The organism is Terriglobus sp. RCC_193 (assembly GCF_041355105.1).
In the GTDB taxonomy this organism is placed as follows: Bacteria; Acidobacteriota; Terriglobia; order Terriglobales; family Acidobacteriaceae; genus Terriglobus.
The window spans coordinates 125,158-137,565 of sequence record NZ_JBFUPK010000002.1; the positions used below are offsets into that span (position 1 = coordinate 125,158).

Consider the following 12,408-nt stretch of genomic DNA (forward strand, 5'->3'; position numbering starts at 1 on the left):
GCCCCTGCGAACCGCCTACTACTACTTCGTCTGCGCGATCGCCTTCAAGATTTTCTAAAGCTGGCGCCGAAATGCATTTGCGCGCCCAAATTCCTCGCGCAGCTCCGGTGTCTTCAGGTTCTCGCGCAGATGCTGCAACCGCTGCTCCAGCGTCAGCAGTGTCTCCGCAATGTTCTCCTGATTCGTATGGGCAATGTCGCGCCACATGCTGAAGGGGCTGCTGCCCAGCCGTGTCATCTCCCGCAGCGCGCGGCCACCAATGGCACGCAGTTCCGGAGAATCACCGAACTTGTCTTCCAACATCGCAGACATGGCCGTAGACACCATCTGTGGCATGTGGCTCACCCACGCGCAGATTTCGTCATGCCGCGCGGCATCCATATCCAGCAGCTTTGCGCCAAACTTCTCCACCCATCCGCGCCACTCGGCTTCAATGGGAGTGGTCTCATGCATGGGCGTGAAGATCCACGTCGCGCCACGGAATAGCGAGGCCTCCGCCAGCGACGCGCCGCCGCTCTCCTTCCCCGCCATGGGATGCCCAGGAAGAAAGTTATCGGGCATCAGCCGTTCCGCCGCACGCAGAATCTCGGCCTTGGTAGAACCTGCATCTGTGACAAGCTGGCCCGGTCGCAGTTGCGGCGCAATGCCCTGTATCCACTGCAGAATCGCCAGCACCGGCACCGCCAGCACAATCACATCTGCCGCAGCAATTGCCGCGCGGTGCTCCTCCGGCGAACGCGCCGCACGATCAATCGCCCCGGATGCTTCCGCTGCTTTCAGTTCATCGCCGCTGGCGTCGATGCCTGTAATGGAACCGGAAAATCCGGCTTCACGCAGCGCAAGACCCACCGATGCACCGATGAGCCCTGTGCCGATAATGAGAACCGATTTCATTGCGCCGCAAGATGCTCTTCAAAGAAGAGCACGGATCGCCGCTTCGCCAGGTCCGCTGCATCCGCTACATAGCTGTTGGGATCTGGCTTGCGATTGAACGCATGACCAGCGCCGGGGTACAGGAACACCGGCACCTCTGGATGAGCAAGTTGAATCTTCGCAATCGCCTCTGCGGAGATATGTGTATCTGCACCACCAAAATGCAGAATGATGGGGTTCTGCGGCGTCTCCTGCACCAGGGTTGGAATAAGGCCACCGTAGTACCCCACAGCGGCATCAATCTTCGACCGGCACGACGTCACCCAGGCCATCGATCCGCCATAGCAGTAGCCCACAATGCCCACCTTCACATCCGCCTGAGCACGAAGCCAGCCCACCGCAGCTTCTACATCCAGCAGTGACTTCGCGACATCGAGCTTCTGATACAGCGGACCGGCCTTTGCCCAGCCAGCCTCGTCATAGTTGAGAAATACATCCTTCTCAATACGGTCAAAGATCGCAGGCGCGATGCTGAGATAACCCTCGGCGGCCCACTCATCCGTTACTGCGCGGATGTGGTCGTTTACACCGAAGATCTCCTGCACCACCACCAGCGCGCCCTTTGGTTCGCCCGCCGGACGCGACACATACGCGCTTAGATCCACTCCATCGGATGCGGTCAGCTTTACCCACTCGCTCACGCCTGCTGTCTCCTGTTGGTTTTGAGTGTAGCGCGTCGTTCCATGCAATGAACAAAGCCGCGCCCCGAAGAGCACGGCCTTTGCACATACTGGCGCGATTGGTTACGCGACCGTGCGTCCCACCACCGGCGCAAGCTGACGAAGCTGGTTCACCAGCTTCTCCAACTGCTCCGGATACAACGACTGCGCGCCGTCGCTCATGGCCTTCTCCGGGTTCGGATGCATCTCCATCAGCAGGCCGTCTGCTCCGGCAGCCACCGAAGCCAGCGCCATCGGCGGAACAAACTCACGCTTGCCCACACCATGCGACGGATCACCCAGCACCGGCAGGTGTGTCAGCTTCTTCAACACCGGAATTGCCGAAATATCCATCGTGTTGCGCGTCGCCGTCTCAAAGGTGCGGATACCACGCTCGCACAACATCAGATCGTAGTTTCCACCGGACAGAATGTATTCGGCCGACAGCAGAACCTCTTCAATCGTCGCCGCAATACCGCGCTTCAGCAGCACCGGCTTGCGCACATGGCCAAGTTCACGCAGCAGGTTGAAGTTCTGCATGTTGCGCGCGCCCACCTGGAAGCAGTCGATATACGGCAGCATCACTTCAATCTGCGAAATCTCCATCACTTCCGTGATGACCAACAGGCCGGTTTCATCGCCCACTTCACGCAGCAGCTTCAGGCCATCCACGCCCATGCCCTGGAAGCTGTACGGCGAAGAACGCGGCTTGTATGCGCCGCCACGCAGGAACTGTCCACCGGCAGCCTTCACCTGCTGCGCGGAAAGGCGAATCTGCTCGCGCGATTCCACCGAGCACGGGCCTGCCATGATGGTGACATTCTCGCCGCCCACCTTCACGCCGTTGGAGAAGGTGATGACCGTTCCCTCCGGACGGAAGCCGCGGCCTGCCAGCTTGTACGGCGAAGAGATGCGATACGCCGTCTGTACGCCGGAGAGCACCTGGAATTCCGCCACATCAAACGCCGCCGGTGTACCCACACCCGCCAGGATCATCTGACCTTCACCGCTGGTGCGGTGCACATTGAAGCCGAGCTCCACCATCTGCTCAATCACCGCCTGGATCTGCTCCCTGCTGGCGGTCCCCTGCATCACCACGATCATCGCTGCTGTTCCTTCGCTTCCCTGCCGGCTCTCACGGCAGATTCGTTCGTTTTCTTCACTAACTTTTGCTGCTTACGCCTTCGGCTTCCGCTGCAATCCACGCATCACATCCATAATGCGTTCGTAAATGTCGGCCAGCTCCGCCTGCGGAATCTCGCCAGTGTTGCTCGCAGCGACATGGGCCAGAACAGCCTGTTCGCGCTCCGGTTCGTAGATGTTGCTGCCGCTCTGCGACTTCAACTCACCAATGGCCGCGGCTGCTGCTGCGCGCTCGCACAGGAGCTTGACGATCTGCTCGTCGATACCATCGATCTTCTGCCGCCAGTCTGCAATCTCCATCGTTACCCTCTGCTTTTTTGGTCTTGTGTTCCATTATCCGGTGCAGCCAGTCCTACGACCGCAAAGACTTCACGAATTTCCCAACATTTGTGGCCTCTTCACCGGCCTTGCTCTCTTCAATCAACTTCACAATCGCACTGCCGACAACCGCCGCGTCCGCAAATTCGCTCACCGAGCGTACATGCTCCGCCGTGGAGATGCCAAAACCCACCGCCACAGGAATCTTCGCAAACTGTTTCAGCCGCGCCACCAGCGATTCCGCATCGGAGGCAATCTGCGCCTGCGTCCCCGTAATTCCCACACGCGAAATCGCATACACAAACCCCTTGCTATGCTCCGCAATGGCCTTCAAACGCTCATCCGGCGAAGTGGGCGCAGCCAGGAACACCGGAGCAAGATCGTTCTTCTGCATCTCCGCCAGGTACTCGTCCGCTTCTTCCACAATCATGTCCGTCAGCAGGACACCGTCTGCCCCTGCATCCTTCGCGGCCTTGCAGAACTCCGGCAATCCCATACGAACCACGGGATTCAGATAGCTGAACAGGATGATGCCCGCCTGCGGCCGCGCCGCACGAATCTTTTTCGCCAGAGCCAGCACATCGCTCAAGCGCACGCCACGCGCCACGGCACGCTCACTGGCACGCTGAATCACCGGGCCATCCGCCAGCGGATCGCTGAACGGAACACCAAGCTCCAGCACCTGCGCACCGTTATCAACCGCGGCCAGAGCAATGTCATATGTCGCATCGAGGGAAGGATCACCCGCGGTCAGATAGACAACCAGTCCAGGCTTGTTTGAGAAATCAATCGCCACTTACAAACCCTTCCCTTCGGCTCCGCGCAGGTCCATCTCATTCGCCAGAATGCCCATATCTTTATCGCCGCGACCACTCACGTTGATCATGATGATCTTGTCTTTGCCAAGTGTTGGCGCGACTTTAATCGCATGTGCCACAGCGTGGGCTGACTCCAGCGCAGGCAGAATACCTTCGGTCTGCGCCAGCACCTTCACCGCATTCAATGCCTCGTTATCCGTGGCGCTGACATACTCCGCGCGCTTCTGGTCATGCAGCATGGCGTGCTCAGGACCGACGCTGGCATAGTCCAATCCCGCGCTGACAGAATGCGTGGAAGCCACCTGTCCCGCATCGTCCTGTAACACGTAGCTATACGTGCCTTGCAATACGCCCGGCAGACCACCACTGAAACGCGCCGCATGTTCACCAAGCGCCGTGCCACGGCCACCAGCTTCAACACCAATCAGGCGAACATTCGCATCCGGGATGAACTCATAGAACGCGCCAATCGCATTCGATCCGCCGCCCACGCACGCAATCACCACATCCGGATTGCGTCCCACCTGCTCCGCAAACTGCTGCTTCGCTTCCTTGCTGATGACGCGATGAAAGTCGCGCACCATCGTTGGATACGGATGCGATCCGAGCGCCGAACCCAGGATGTAAAACGTGTCGCGAACATTGGTAACCCAGTCACGCATCGCTTCGTTGATGGCATCCTTCAGCGTGGCCGAACCGGCAGAAACACCGCGTACTTCAGCGCCCAGAAGATGCATACGCAGCACATTCAACTCCTGCCGACGCATGTCTTCTTCGCCCATATAGATAACGCAATCAAGGCCCAGCAGAGCACATACGGTCGCCGTGGCCACACCGTGCTGTCCCGCGCCCGTCTCCGCGATGATGCGCTTCTTGCCCATGCGCTTCGCCAGCAGGCCCTGGCCCAGAGCGTTGTTGATCTTGTGCGCGCCGGTATGCAGCAGGTCTTCGCGCTTCAGGTAAATCTGCGCGCCGCCCAGCTCCTGGCTCAAACGCTTCGCGTAATACAGCGGCGTGGGACGTCCGACGTAGTGCTTCAGCAGATCCGCCAGTTCCGCCTGAAATGCTGCATCGTCACGAGCCTGCACATAGGCCTGTTCCAGTTCCAGGAGCGCCGCCATCAGCGTCTCCGGCACATAGCGGCCGCCGTACGCGCCAAAGCGCCCCGTTCCCAGCGAGCGGCTTATTTCCGTTGTCGATTCCACAACCGGCATCTCTTGCTGTCCCTCTGCGTCTGTCCTGCGTTCAAAACTAAAAACCGCGGCCCTAGTGGGTCCGCGGCTCCGGGAATCTCTGATCTCTTACTCTGCTGCCCTGGTCTGACAGCGATTGCTTAGAGAGCGTGTTCCATTGGCGCCGCGGGGGTTGCCCCGTAACGGAAAGTAAATCGCCAAAAATAGACAGAACGCACCATCAGGGAAAAGCCTACCTGAAATTGCGCTCTTTGAAAAGGAAACCTTCGCGGCAACAACCACCATCCATCCCCATCACGTGCGTTGGCCGAGTCCCCAAACGGCCTCGCGGGAGCGATGCGATGTTCTTAAAACAAATGGCAGCAGCAGTTGCAATGGCAGGTTTGCTGGCTCCTTTTGCAGCAATGGCGCAGGAATCTCACGCCGACGCCAAGGCCCAGGTGGAAGAGCGTGATGCGCATCATCACAATAAGGCGAAGATCGTGGGTGGCTCCGCCGCGGGCGGGGCAGCTACAGGAGCACTTGTGGGTGGCCCCGTGGGCGCCGCGGTCGGTGCAGGTGTAGGCGCAACAGGCGGTGTGGTCGCCAACAAGGCACGCAAGCACAACTCCATCAAGAAGCGCGAGGAAACTGCGCGTCCGGACGAACCCAGAAATGACGAACCCAGAAACTAACTCTTGTATTCGCTCTCAAAAAGAGAGAGTATGAAGTTCAACTTTGTCCTTTGGCGAGGACAAGCAGGGCGAGCGGCGACGGCTGCTCGCCCTTTATCTTTCCGTTGAGCCGTTCCGTGCGGCATGAACAAACTGCTGCATCCGTGCTGCATCCTTCACACCTGGCGCAGATTCCACACCGCTGGAAATATCCACGCCCCACGGCCTGAGGACACGCACTGCCTCCGCCACATTCTCCGGACGCAAACCACCTGCGGCAATCACCGGCAACGGCGCCTCCTGCACTACCGAAGCGGCTGCGCCCCAATCAAACGTCACTCCTGTGCCGCCGCTGCCCTGCTTCGTCCGCGAATCCATCAAAGCGGCATCCACCAGGTTGGAATCCGCCAGTGCCGATAATTCCGCACGCAGCCGTTCCTGTTGCAGTTCCGCAGGCTCATCCACGTCCCAATGCACCACCTGGATCAGCCGCGGCGCATCGCTCTTCGGAAAACGCAGACGCAAAGCAGATGCCAGCGCCGCGTCGAACGCTCCGTGGATCTGGATACCCGTGATTCCCGCCGCCTCTGCTGTACGCAGAATGAACTCCGGATCGCGTTGGGTAAACACACCAAACGTGGCTACGTGGGACGGCAACTGCGAAGTAATCGTCCGCACATGCTCCGCCGTCACCAGCCGCTTGCCATGCGCAAAGATGAACCCCAGCGCGTCCACGCCCAGTTCAACGGCGCGCTGGCAATCCTCCAGTCGCGTATTGCCGCAGATTTTCACCCACATGGGAACGCTACTCCGCCGCCACAAGCTGCGGTTGCAGAAGAGCAGCCAATGCATCGCCCGGATCATCCTTCCGCATCAGCGATTCGCCGATCAGAAACGCGTCATACCCTGCACCCAACATGCGACGGATGTCCGCGGACGAACCAATACCGCTCTCCGCCACACGCACAGCATCCGTTGGCAGCAGCTCCGCCAGCTTCTCCGCTTCTGCCGTGTTCACTTCAAAGGTGCGCAGATTGCGGCTGTTCACACCGAACATCTCGCATCCCAGATCCAGCGCCCGGGCCAGTTCTTCGCGATCGTGCACCTCGCACAACACATCCAACTCTGCGTTCTTCGCAGCCGCGCGCAACGTCCGAAGCTCCGCATCCGACAGCGCCGCCACAATCAGCAGAATGGCATCCGCTCGATGCGCACGCGCCTCCACAATCTGAAACTCGTCGACCATGAAGTCTTTGCGCAGGCATGGCAGCTTCACCGATTGCGAAGCAATCTCCAGGTTCCGCAACGAGCCCTGAAAAAATGGCTCATCCGTCAGCACACTCAGGCACGCCGCACCGCCACGCTCCAACGACTGCGCCAGCCATGCCGGATCAAACTCCGGTCGGATCAACCCCTTGCTAGGAGAAGCCTTTTTCAACTCCGCAATCACCGCCGGACGCGTCTTCGCAGCCATACGCAATGCCGCGGCAAATCCACGCGGCGTATGGTCGGCGGCCATCCGCTCCAATTCACGCAAACGGTCGGGCGACCGCTGCTGCGCAAGTGCAATGCGGGTCTGAACAAGTATGCGATCAAGATGCGTCATGGCTGTTCCTAATGCTAAACCCGGCCGGGAAGGAGACTGTAAATTCCACAAATGCAGAAGCGCGATGCCTGGGCATCGCGCTTCTGACGTTCCTTACAGAACTTGATGGTGCCGAAAAGAGGACTCGAACCTCCACACCCTTGCGAGTACATGGACCTGAACCATGCGCGTCTGCCAATTCCGCCATTTCGGCACGGAGCGAGCGTCACAGGCATGAGCCAGAACTTCGCTTGCAGTTCTTTCAGTGTCCCAAAGGATGAACAGGATGTCAAACCAGGCCGCTTCTCATCAACCTTCTGTCACTATCCAACCTTCAGACTTTTCAGTAGCATCCAAAGCGCAGCACATCACTGAACTACGCTGGGAGCGCCGTTTTCGCATGGATCAGAGCAACGTAAACCCGCCTACTGCCCCCGCAACCGAATCCGTGATTCCGGAAGACCTCGCGCTTGAGATCCGCAAGCTGGCGCACGACCTCAGCAATGCTCTTGAAATCATCGTGCAGACAGGCTATCTGCTCAGCACGGCGGGTTTGAAATCGCCAGCCAGCGATTGGTTGCACATGCTCGACAATGGCACCAGCAAGGCACTCGAAATCAACCTGGCACTGCGCAGCTACATCAAGACGCACAGCCCGAAATAAAGTAATACGGAAACAGAAAGGCGCTCCCACCGGAAGCGCCTTTTTCTTGTGAGGGGATGATTTCCCCATCATTTAACGCGATTTCTTTGCAGTCTTCTTTGCGGTCGTTTTCTTCGCGGCAGCTTTCTTCACCGGCGTAGCCTTCTTCGCAATGACCTTCTTTGCAGGCGCAGCTTTCTTCGCCGGAACAATTTTCTTCACAGCCGGAGCAGTCTTCTTCGCCACAACAGTTTTCTTCGCAGGGGCAGACTTCTTCACCACCGCAGCCGACTTCTTCGCGGCGGACTTCACAGGCTTCTTCGCCGTGGCTTTTTCCTTCGCTGCGGTATGACGCGCGAACAGCGCCTCCAACTGCTGCAGCAGAATGCGCGTGTGCATCGGCTTCACCAGCATCTTGTCCGCGCCCATGGACGAAAGCGCTTCATCATCGATGGGGAATGCGGTAAGCAAGGCAATCGCCGGCTTGTATGAGGCTTCCTTCGCCGCCGCAATCACTTCGGCACCGGCATGCTCGTCTTCCATGCGCATGTCCGTGATCACCATCTCGTATTCACGATGGCGGATACGGCTCTTGCCTTCGCGTGCGCTCGTGGCCGTATCCACGTCAAATCCGCTGATCTCAAGAACTGCCTTGAGAGTAAGCAGAACGGCAACTTCATCATCAACCAGCAGAATGCGACGTTTCATGGAACGTGTCTATCTCCCGTGCAGCAGAACCTTGCCTGCCTCCGCACCACATGCAAGCATAACTCTTTCCCCCTGTCATGTACCGCCTCCTACTGCACTTTTCGTTTCCTGCGGCAAGCTTCCAGAACGTCCGCAAGGCGCAGACTCGGCAATTGATGACGCACACCAACCATTCGACCGTGGCACCACGTTGTATACTGGTTTGTGCAGAGGCACGTCTAAGTGCGCTGCGGAGGCCCGGCTATTCCACCGTTTACTGACAAGCGTTCCGTCAAGAGTTTCATCCGTACCAACGAAAAAATCCGCGCGCGCGAAATCCGCGTGATCGATGAAAATGGCGAGCAGCTTGGCATCATGGCCCCGTTCGACGCGTTGAAGATTGCGCGCGAGCGTTCGCTGGATCTCGTGGAGATCTCCCCGAACGCCGTCCCGCCCGTCTGCCGCATCCAGGATTACGGCAAGTACCTCTACGAGAAGGACAAGAGCGACCGCGCTGCACGCAAGAAGCAGAAGGTCATCGTCATCAAGGAAGTCAAGTTCTCCGTCACCGTGGACGAGCATGACTACCAGACCAAAAAGAACCAGGCCGTCCGCTTCCTGAACGAAGGCGACAAGGTGAAGGCCAGCCTGCGTTTCCGTGGTCGCCAGATGGCGCATCGTGACCTGGGCTACAAGATCATCAATCGCCTCATTATGGATATTGGTCCTGCAGGCATTGTGGAATTCATGCCGCGCATGGAAGGCACCACGCTCCATGCCATCATCGCTCCCAGCAAGAAGCAGGAAGCACCAGTGCCAAAGAAGACCGCTGCGGAAGAAGCCGTTCCGGCTGAAGCATAAGCGGATTCGCCAATGACGAAAGACACGGCCTGGGCCGTGTCTTTTACTTTTTAAGGGAACTCCGACGTTATGTCCGCGGGAACGCTGAACGCTCTGGGGCGAATGGCTGTTTCATGAATATCGAGACACCAAACAGGGTGTCTTGTATTCCTACCCGGCCATCTTCCCGAACCGCGAAACAATGCTCAGCCGTTCACTCGCAAGCGTCCGCCGCGCCTGCAGCCGGGCATGGGTCGCCCACGGCCCCACAGGATCAAGCCGCACATAACAGAGCCAGTGCCGCAACGCCTTGCGCTTCTCGCCCGTACGTTCATACGCCAGCGCCAGGTTGTAATGCGCATCGGCATACTGCGGCACCAATTGAATGGCTCGGTGATAGGCCGTAATCGCCTCCGGAAGCCGCCGCAACTCATCCAGCACATTGCCCAGGTCAAAGAACGCCAGCGCGTAGTCAGGATCAATCTCCGCGGCCGCGCGATACCGCTTCTCCGCCTCTTCAAATCTGCGGTCGTTATACAGAATGGTGCCCAGATTAATGGAAGCAGGCGCATGCTTCGGCCAGATCGTCAGCACCTGTTCGTATAGCTCAGCCGCCTCGGCCAGTGTCTCGGTCTTCTCTTCCAACTGAACGGCGCGCTGAAACAGCTCCTGCGCCCGAGCCTGATCGCGAAGCTGCTGGTCGCGCGGCAACTCCCGCCGCACCACCGTCAACGCCCGCTTCGGCGCTTCAAAATCAAAGGCAAGCTGCTGTGTCAGTGGATCCAGCAATGCTCCGGCATGACGAAAGACCAGCTTCGCACCCTGCGATACGGGAGCAAAACTGTGCAGCGGATCGGCAAAACCCGCACGCTGCATCGCCTCCAGGGAAACGCGGATCGACTTCGCGGAATGCCGCTTGTGCTGCAGATCACGCAGACTGCGCATCCCAGCCAGATCTCGGATGGTGAAATCGGACGTCTCGGCAATCAGCCCGGCGCGCTGCCACGAAGACACCTGGCGTTCGGGAACGCCCAGAATCCGTGCGGCCTGCGCTCGGCTGTAACGGGAAACAGGCGCTGTCATTACGGGCATCGTCTGTGCTCCAGCGGCGGGCGGGTCCATGCGGCTTTTGCTCGCCTAATGCCGAGTATGATGCCGCCGACCACTACGCGCAAGATGCCTATAAGCACGAAATGAAGAATCTTGTGGGTAACCTGTACCACAACTGATTCTTTTTTCACGGTCCTCCAACATTCTGGCCTCAGGCGGGCCAACCGTCCCATTCCCCTCATCTGCCACTTCCCTGTCCGGGCAAATAAAAATCGCCCGGAAACTGGGCGATGGGAATTACAAAAATGGATGTTGGTGAAGCTACGTGGAGCCGACGAACGGACTTGAACCGTTGACCTGCTGATTACGAATCAGCTGCTCTACCAACTGAGCTACGTCGGCGTTCCTTAGTGATTCTATCGTGGGTTGCCGTGTGTGCCAAATCGCGCTTGAAGCAGCCTTTCTATGACCCGGAATCGGACATGAAAAAGCCGCCTGCGGAGCGGGCGGCTTTTTCTCAGGGAGAATAGTCCGGACGGAGGCAAAGCCATCTGAACTTTCTGGCGAAAGTCTATGGCTCCACTTCAGGCGGTGTCAAGGAGAATCGCATCTAATTGAATAAAATGGAGTTAGTCAATAGATTCTATTACATGGTTCGCGAATAAATTCGCCTTTTGTTCTCTTTTATTCACGCGCGTGAAAGCGTATGAGAGGCGCACATCACGACTGGATTTTGTGTTCCGGTTTACCGCGCAAACCCAGGCTGATGACTTCCATATCGGCCAGCGACGAAGCCGATTTACCACGTGACACCCGGAAGGCAGCGCGACCACCACCGAACACAATACCCAACGCAAGCGCAGCACCACACATGACGAACACGAAGATCATGATCTGCACCATGACGCTGGCTGCGGCAGATACCTTGAACTGCTCCATGTAGCCTTCCGGCTTGTCCCATGCAATCTGCGCCTGATACTTCACGCCGCCCACCAGCTTCGCGGCTTCCTTTGCCGTGAAGCCACTGGAGGCAATCGCCACAATCGGGCCCGAGCGTGCGACCTGCGGTTCACCTGTCAGAAACGACGCGGGCATCTGCTTGTCTGCAATCGCCTTCTGGATCGCGCGCATCCGATCACCCGCGATCGTCGGCGTGGGATAGAAGATCAGCGTCAGCAATCCCGTACCGCTCTTTGACGAACGATAGTGCGCAGTAAGAATCTCCGGCGACTTGCTGAAGTCCAGCACAGCGGCGGGAATCGCACCACCACCAGCGACATACGTGTTCTGGCCAACGGCATAACGCAGACTGGTCTTTTCCAGACCATCCGTTGGCAACTTACCCGGCAGTAACGGATGCGCAGCTTTCGCACCGCTCGGCTTCGGAAGCGTGCCCACCAGTTCCGTAAACGAGCCTGCAGCAATACCTTTCAGCCCAGCCGGAGCAACGATCACCACTGTATCGCCCTGCCAGAACAGCAACCGTCCTGAGGACACGGCGCAATCCACACCCAGGCTGTTGCCCGTTGCGCACGGACGCATCTCTATCGTGCGCAAATAGGTAAACGCGCTGTAAGCGCCTGTAGCATCGGCAAGTTCCACAGCAGAGATCGCGGCCTTGTTTCCCTCTGCCTCATAGATCTTCGCGTCCGACCGTTTGACGATCAGTTCCTTCGCCACATCGTCCGGCAGATGAATGTCATTGACCGTAGCGGGTGCAGACGCCTGCCACGGGCCAAAGCGGTCGGCCAGCAGCGGCGCGGGTGGAACGGAAACAGGAGTGGAAGCCGCTGGCGTCTGCGCTATGGCAGAGGAAACCAGCAAGGCGGAAACAAGCGCGAAATGGGCTAAACGCATCACTCAAAAGTGAGACTACCACCATTGCC

Annotated in this window: 14 protein-coding genes and 2 tRNA genes; 3 read left to right on the plus strand and 13 right to left on the minus strand. The window is 58.5% G+C overall.

Annotation, left to right across the window (positions count from 1 at the left end; all coding sequences use genetic code 11):
• Positions 1-54: 54 nt before the first annotated feature.
• The 6 genes from AB6729_RS09150 to trpB all read right to left on the minus strand — a co-directional run bounded on the left by AB6729_RS09150 (position 55) and on the right by trpB (position 5,085).
• A complete protein-coding gene (locus AB6729_RS09150) occupies positions 55-894 on the minus strand; it encodes a prephenate dehydrogenase (protein WP_371081310.1) in 840 nt (279 codons plus the stop codon).
• Positions 891-1,574, minus strand: coding sequence for a dienelactone hydrolase family protein (locus AB6729_RS09155; protein WP_371081311.1), 684 nt, complete (start codon positions 1,572-1,574; stop codon positions 891-893). The genes AB6729_RS09150 and AB6729_RS09155 overlap by 4 nt, the downstream gene beginning before the upstream one ends.
• Positions 1,575-1,676: 102 nt before the next feature.
• Positions 1,677-2,696 (minus strand): 3-deoxy-7-phosphoheptulonate synthase, encoded by a 1,020-nt coding sequence (aroF, locus tag AB6729_RS09160; protein ID WP_371081312.1) that lies wholly within the window; start codon positions 2,694-2,696, stop codon positions 1,677-1,679.
• Positions 2,697-2,768: 72 nt separating this feature from the next.
• Positions 2,769-3,035, minus strand: coding sequence for a chorismate mutase (pheA, locus tag AB6729_RS09165; RefSeq protein ID WP_334242284.1), 267 nt, complete (start codon positions 3,033-3,035; stop codon positions 2,769-2,771).
• A gap of 52 nt (positions 3,036-3,087) precedes the next feature.
• Positions 3,088-3,849 (minus strand): tryptophan synthase subunit alpha, encoded by a 762-nt coding sequence (trpA, locus tag AB6729_RS09170; RefSeq protein WP_371081313.1) that lies wholly within the window; start codon positions 3,847-3,849, stop codon positions 3,088-3,090.
• A complete protein-coding gene (gene trpB, locus AB6729_RS09175; RefSeq protein ID WP_371081314.1) occupies positions 3,850-5,085 on the minus strand; it encodes a tryptophan synthase subunit beta in 1,236 nt (411 codons plus the stop codon). It abuts the gene before it with no gap.
• A gap of 320 nt (positions 5,086-5,405) precedes the next feature.
• Here trpB and AB6729_RS09180 point away from each other — a divergent pair, with 320 nt between their 5' ends.
• Positions 5,406-5,738, plus strand: coding sequence for a hypothetical protein (locus AB6729_RS09180; RefSeq protein WP_371081315.1), 333 nt, complete (start codon positions 5,406-5,408; stop codon positions 5,736-5,738).
• Positions 5,739-5,831: 93 nt separating this feature from the next.
• On the opposite strand, the gene AB6729_RS09185 is transcribed toward AB6729_RS09180, so the two are convergent.
• The 3 genes from AB6729_RS09185 to AB6729_RS09195 form a co-directional block, all read right to left on the minus strand.
• On the minus strand, positions 5,832-6,515 hold the full coding sequence (locus tag AB6729_RS09185) for a phosphoribosylanthranilate isomerase (RefSeq protein WP_371081316.1): 684 nt from the start codon (positions 6,513-6,515) through the stop codon (positions 5,832-5,834).
• A gap of 7 nt (positions 6,516-6,522) precedes the next feature.
• A complete protein-coding gene (trpC, locus tag AB6729_RS09190; RefSeq protein ID WP_371081317.1) occupies positions 6,523-7,323 on the minus strand; it encodes an indole-3-glycerol phosphate synthase TrpC in 801 nt (266 codons plus the stop codon).
• Positions 7,324-7,429: 106 nt separating this feature from the next.
• Positions 7,430-7,516: transfer RNA gene (locus AB6729_RS09195), tRNA-Leu, on the minus strand.
• 186 nt (positions 7,517-7,702) lie between these two features.
• On the opposite strand from AB6729_RS09195, the gene AB6729_RS09200 reads away from it, so the two are divergent.
• On the plus strand, positions 7,703-7,966 hold the full coding sequence (locus AB6729_RS09200; RefSeq protein ID WP_371081318.1) for a hypothetical protein: 264 nt from the start codon (positions 7,703-7,705) through the stop codon (positions 7,964-7,966).
• Between the two features lie 72 nt (positions 7,967-8,038).
• On the opposite strand, the gene AB6729_RS09205 is transcribed toward AB6729_RS09200, so the two are convergent.
• A complete protein-coding gene (locus AB6729_RS09205) occupies positions 8,039-8,653 on the minus strand; it encodes a response regulator (RefSeq protein ID WP_371081319.1) in 615 nt (204 codons plus the stop codon).
• 243 nt (positions 8,654-8,896) lie between these two features.
• Here AB6729_RS09205 and infC point away from each other — a divergent pair, with 243 nt between their 5' ends.
• Positions 8,897-9,493 (plus strand): translation initiation factor IF-3, encoded by a 597-nt coding sequence (infC, locus tag AB6729_RS09210; protein ID WP_371082610.1) that lies wholly within the window; start codon positions 8,897-8,899, stop codon positions 9,491-9,493.
• A 150-nt stretch (positions 9,494-9,643) separates the two neighbouring features.
• On the opposite strand, the gene AB6729_RS09215 is transcribed toward infC, so the two are convergent.
• The 3 genes from AB6729_RS09215 to AB6729_RS09225 form a co-directional block, all read right to left on the minus strand.
• Positions 9,644-10,594 (minus strand): tetratricopeptide repeat protein, encoded by a 951-nt coding sequence (locus tag AB6729_RS09215; protein ID WP_371081320.1) that lies wholly within the window; start codon positions 10,592-10,594, stop codon positions 9,644-9,646.
• A 254-nt stretch (positions 10,595-10,848) separates the two neighbouring features.
• Positions 10,849-10,924, minus strand: a tRNA-Thr gene (locus tag AB6729_RS09220).
• 318 nt (positions 10,925-11,242) lie between these two features.
• Positions 11,243-12,379 carry a DUF6599 family protein gene (locus AB6729_RS09225; RefSeq protein WP_371081321.1) on the minus strand — a complete coding sequence of 379 codons (1,137 nt, stop codon included), beginning with the start codon at positions 12,377-12,379 and terminating at the stop codon, positions 11,243-11,245.
• Between the last annotated feature and the right edge of the window lie 29 nt (positions 12,380-12,408).

Coding starts and splice junctions, on each gene's coding strand:
- aroF (WP_371081312.1), bottom strand. CDS start 2,696: ATGATCGTGGTGATGCAGGGGACCGCCAGCAGGGAGCAGATCCAGGCG.
- AB6729_RS09205 (WP_371081319.1), bottom strand. CDS start 8,653: ATGAAACGTCGCATTCTGCTGGTTGATGATGAAGTTGCCGTTCTGCTT.
- trpB (WP_371081314.1), bottom strand. CDS start 5,085: ATGCCGGTTGTGGAATCGACAACGGAAATAAGCCGCTCGCTGGGAACG.
- AB6729_RS09185 (WP_371081316.1), bottom strand. CDS start 6,515: ATGTGGGTGAAAATCTGCGGCAATACGCGACTGGAGGATTGCCAGCGC.
- AB6729_RS09150 (WP_371081310.1), bottom strand. CDS start 894: ATGAAATCGGTTCTCATTATCGGCACAGGGCTCATCGGTGCATCGGTG.
- trpC (WP_371081317.1), bottom strand. CDS start 7,323: ATGACGCATCTTGATCGCATACTTGTTCAGACCCGCATTGCACTTGCG.
- pheA (WP_334242284.1), bottom strand. CDS start 3,035: ATGGAGATTGCAGACTGGCGGCAGAAGATCGATGGTATCGACGAGCAG.
- AB6729_RS09215 (WP_371081320.1), bottom strand. CDS start 10,594: ATGGACCCGCCCGCCGCTGGAGCACAGACGATGCCCGTAATGACAGCG.
- AB6729_RS09180 (WP_371081315.1), top strand. CDS start 5,406: ATGTTCTTAAAACAAATGGCAGCAGCAGTTGCAATGGCAGGTTTGCTG.
- AB6729_RS09200 (WP_371081318.1), top strand. CDS start 7,703: ATGGATCAGAGCAACGTAAACCCGCCTACTGCCCCCGCAACCGAATCC.
- AB6729_RS09225 (WP_371081321.1), bottom strand. CDS start 12,379: ATGCGTTTAGCCCATTTCGCGCTTGTTTCCGCCTTGCTGGTTTCCTCT.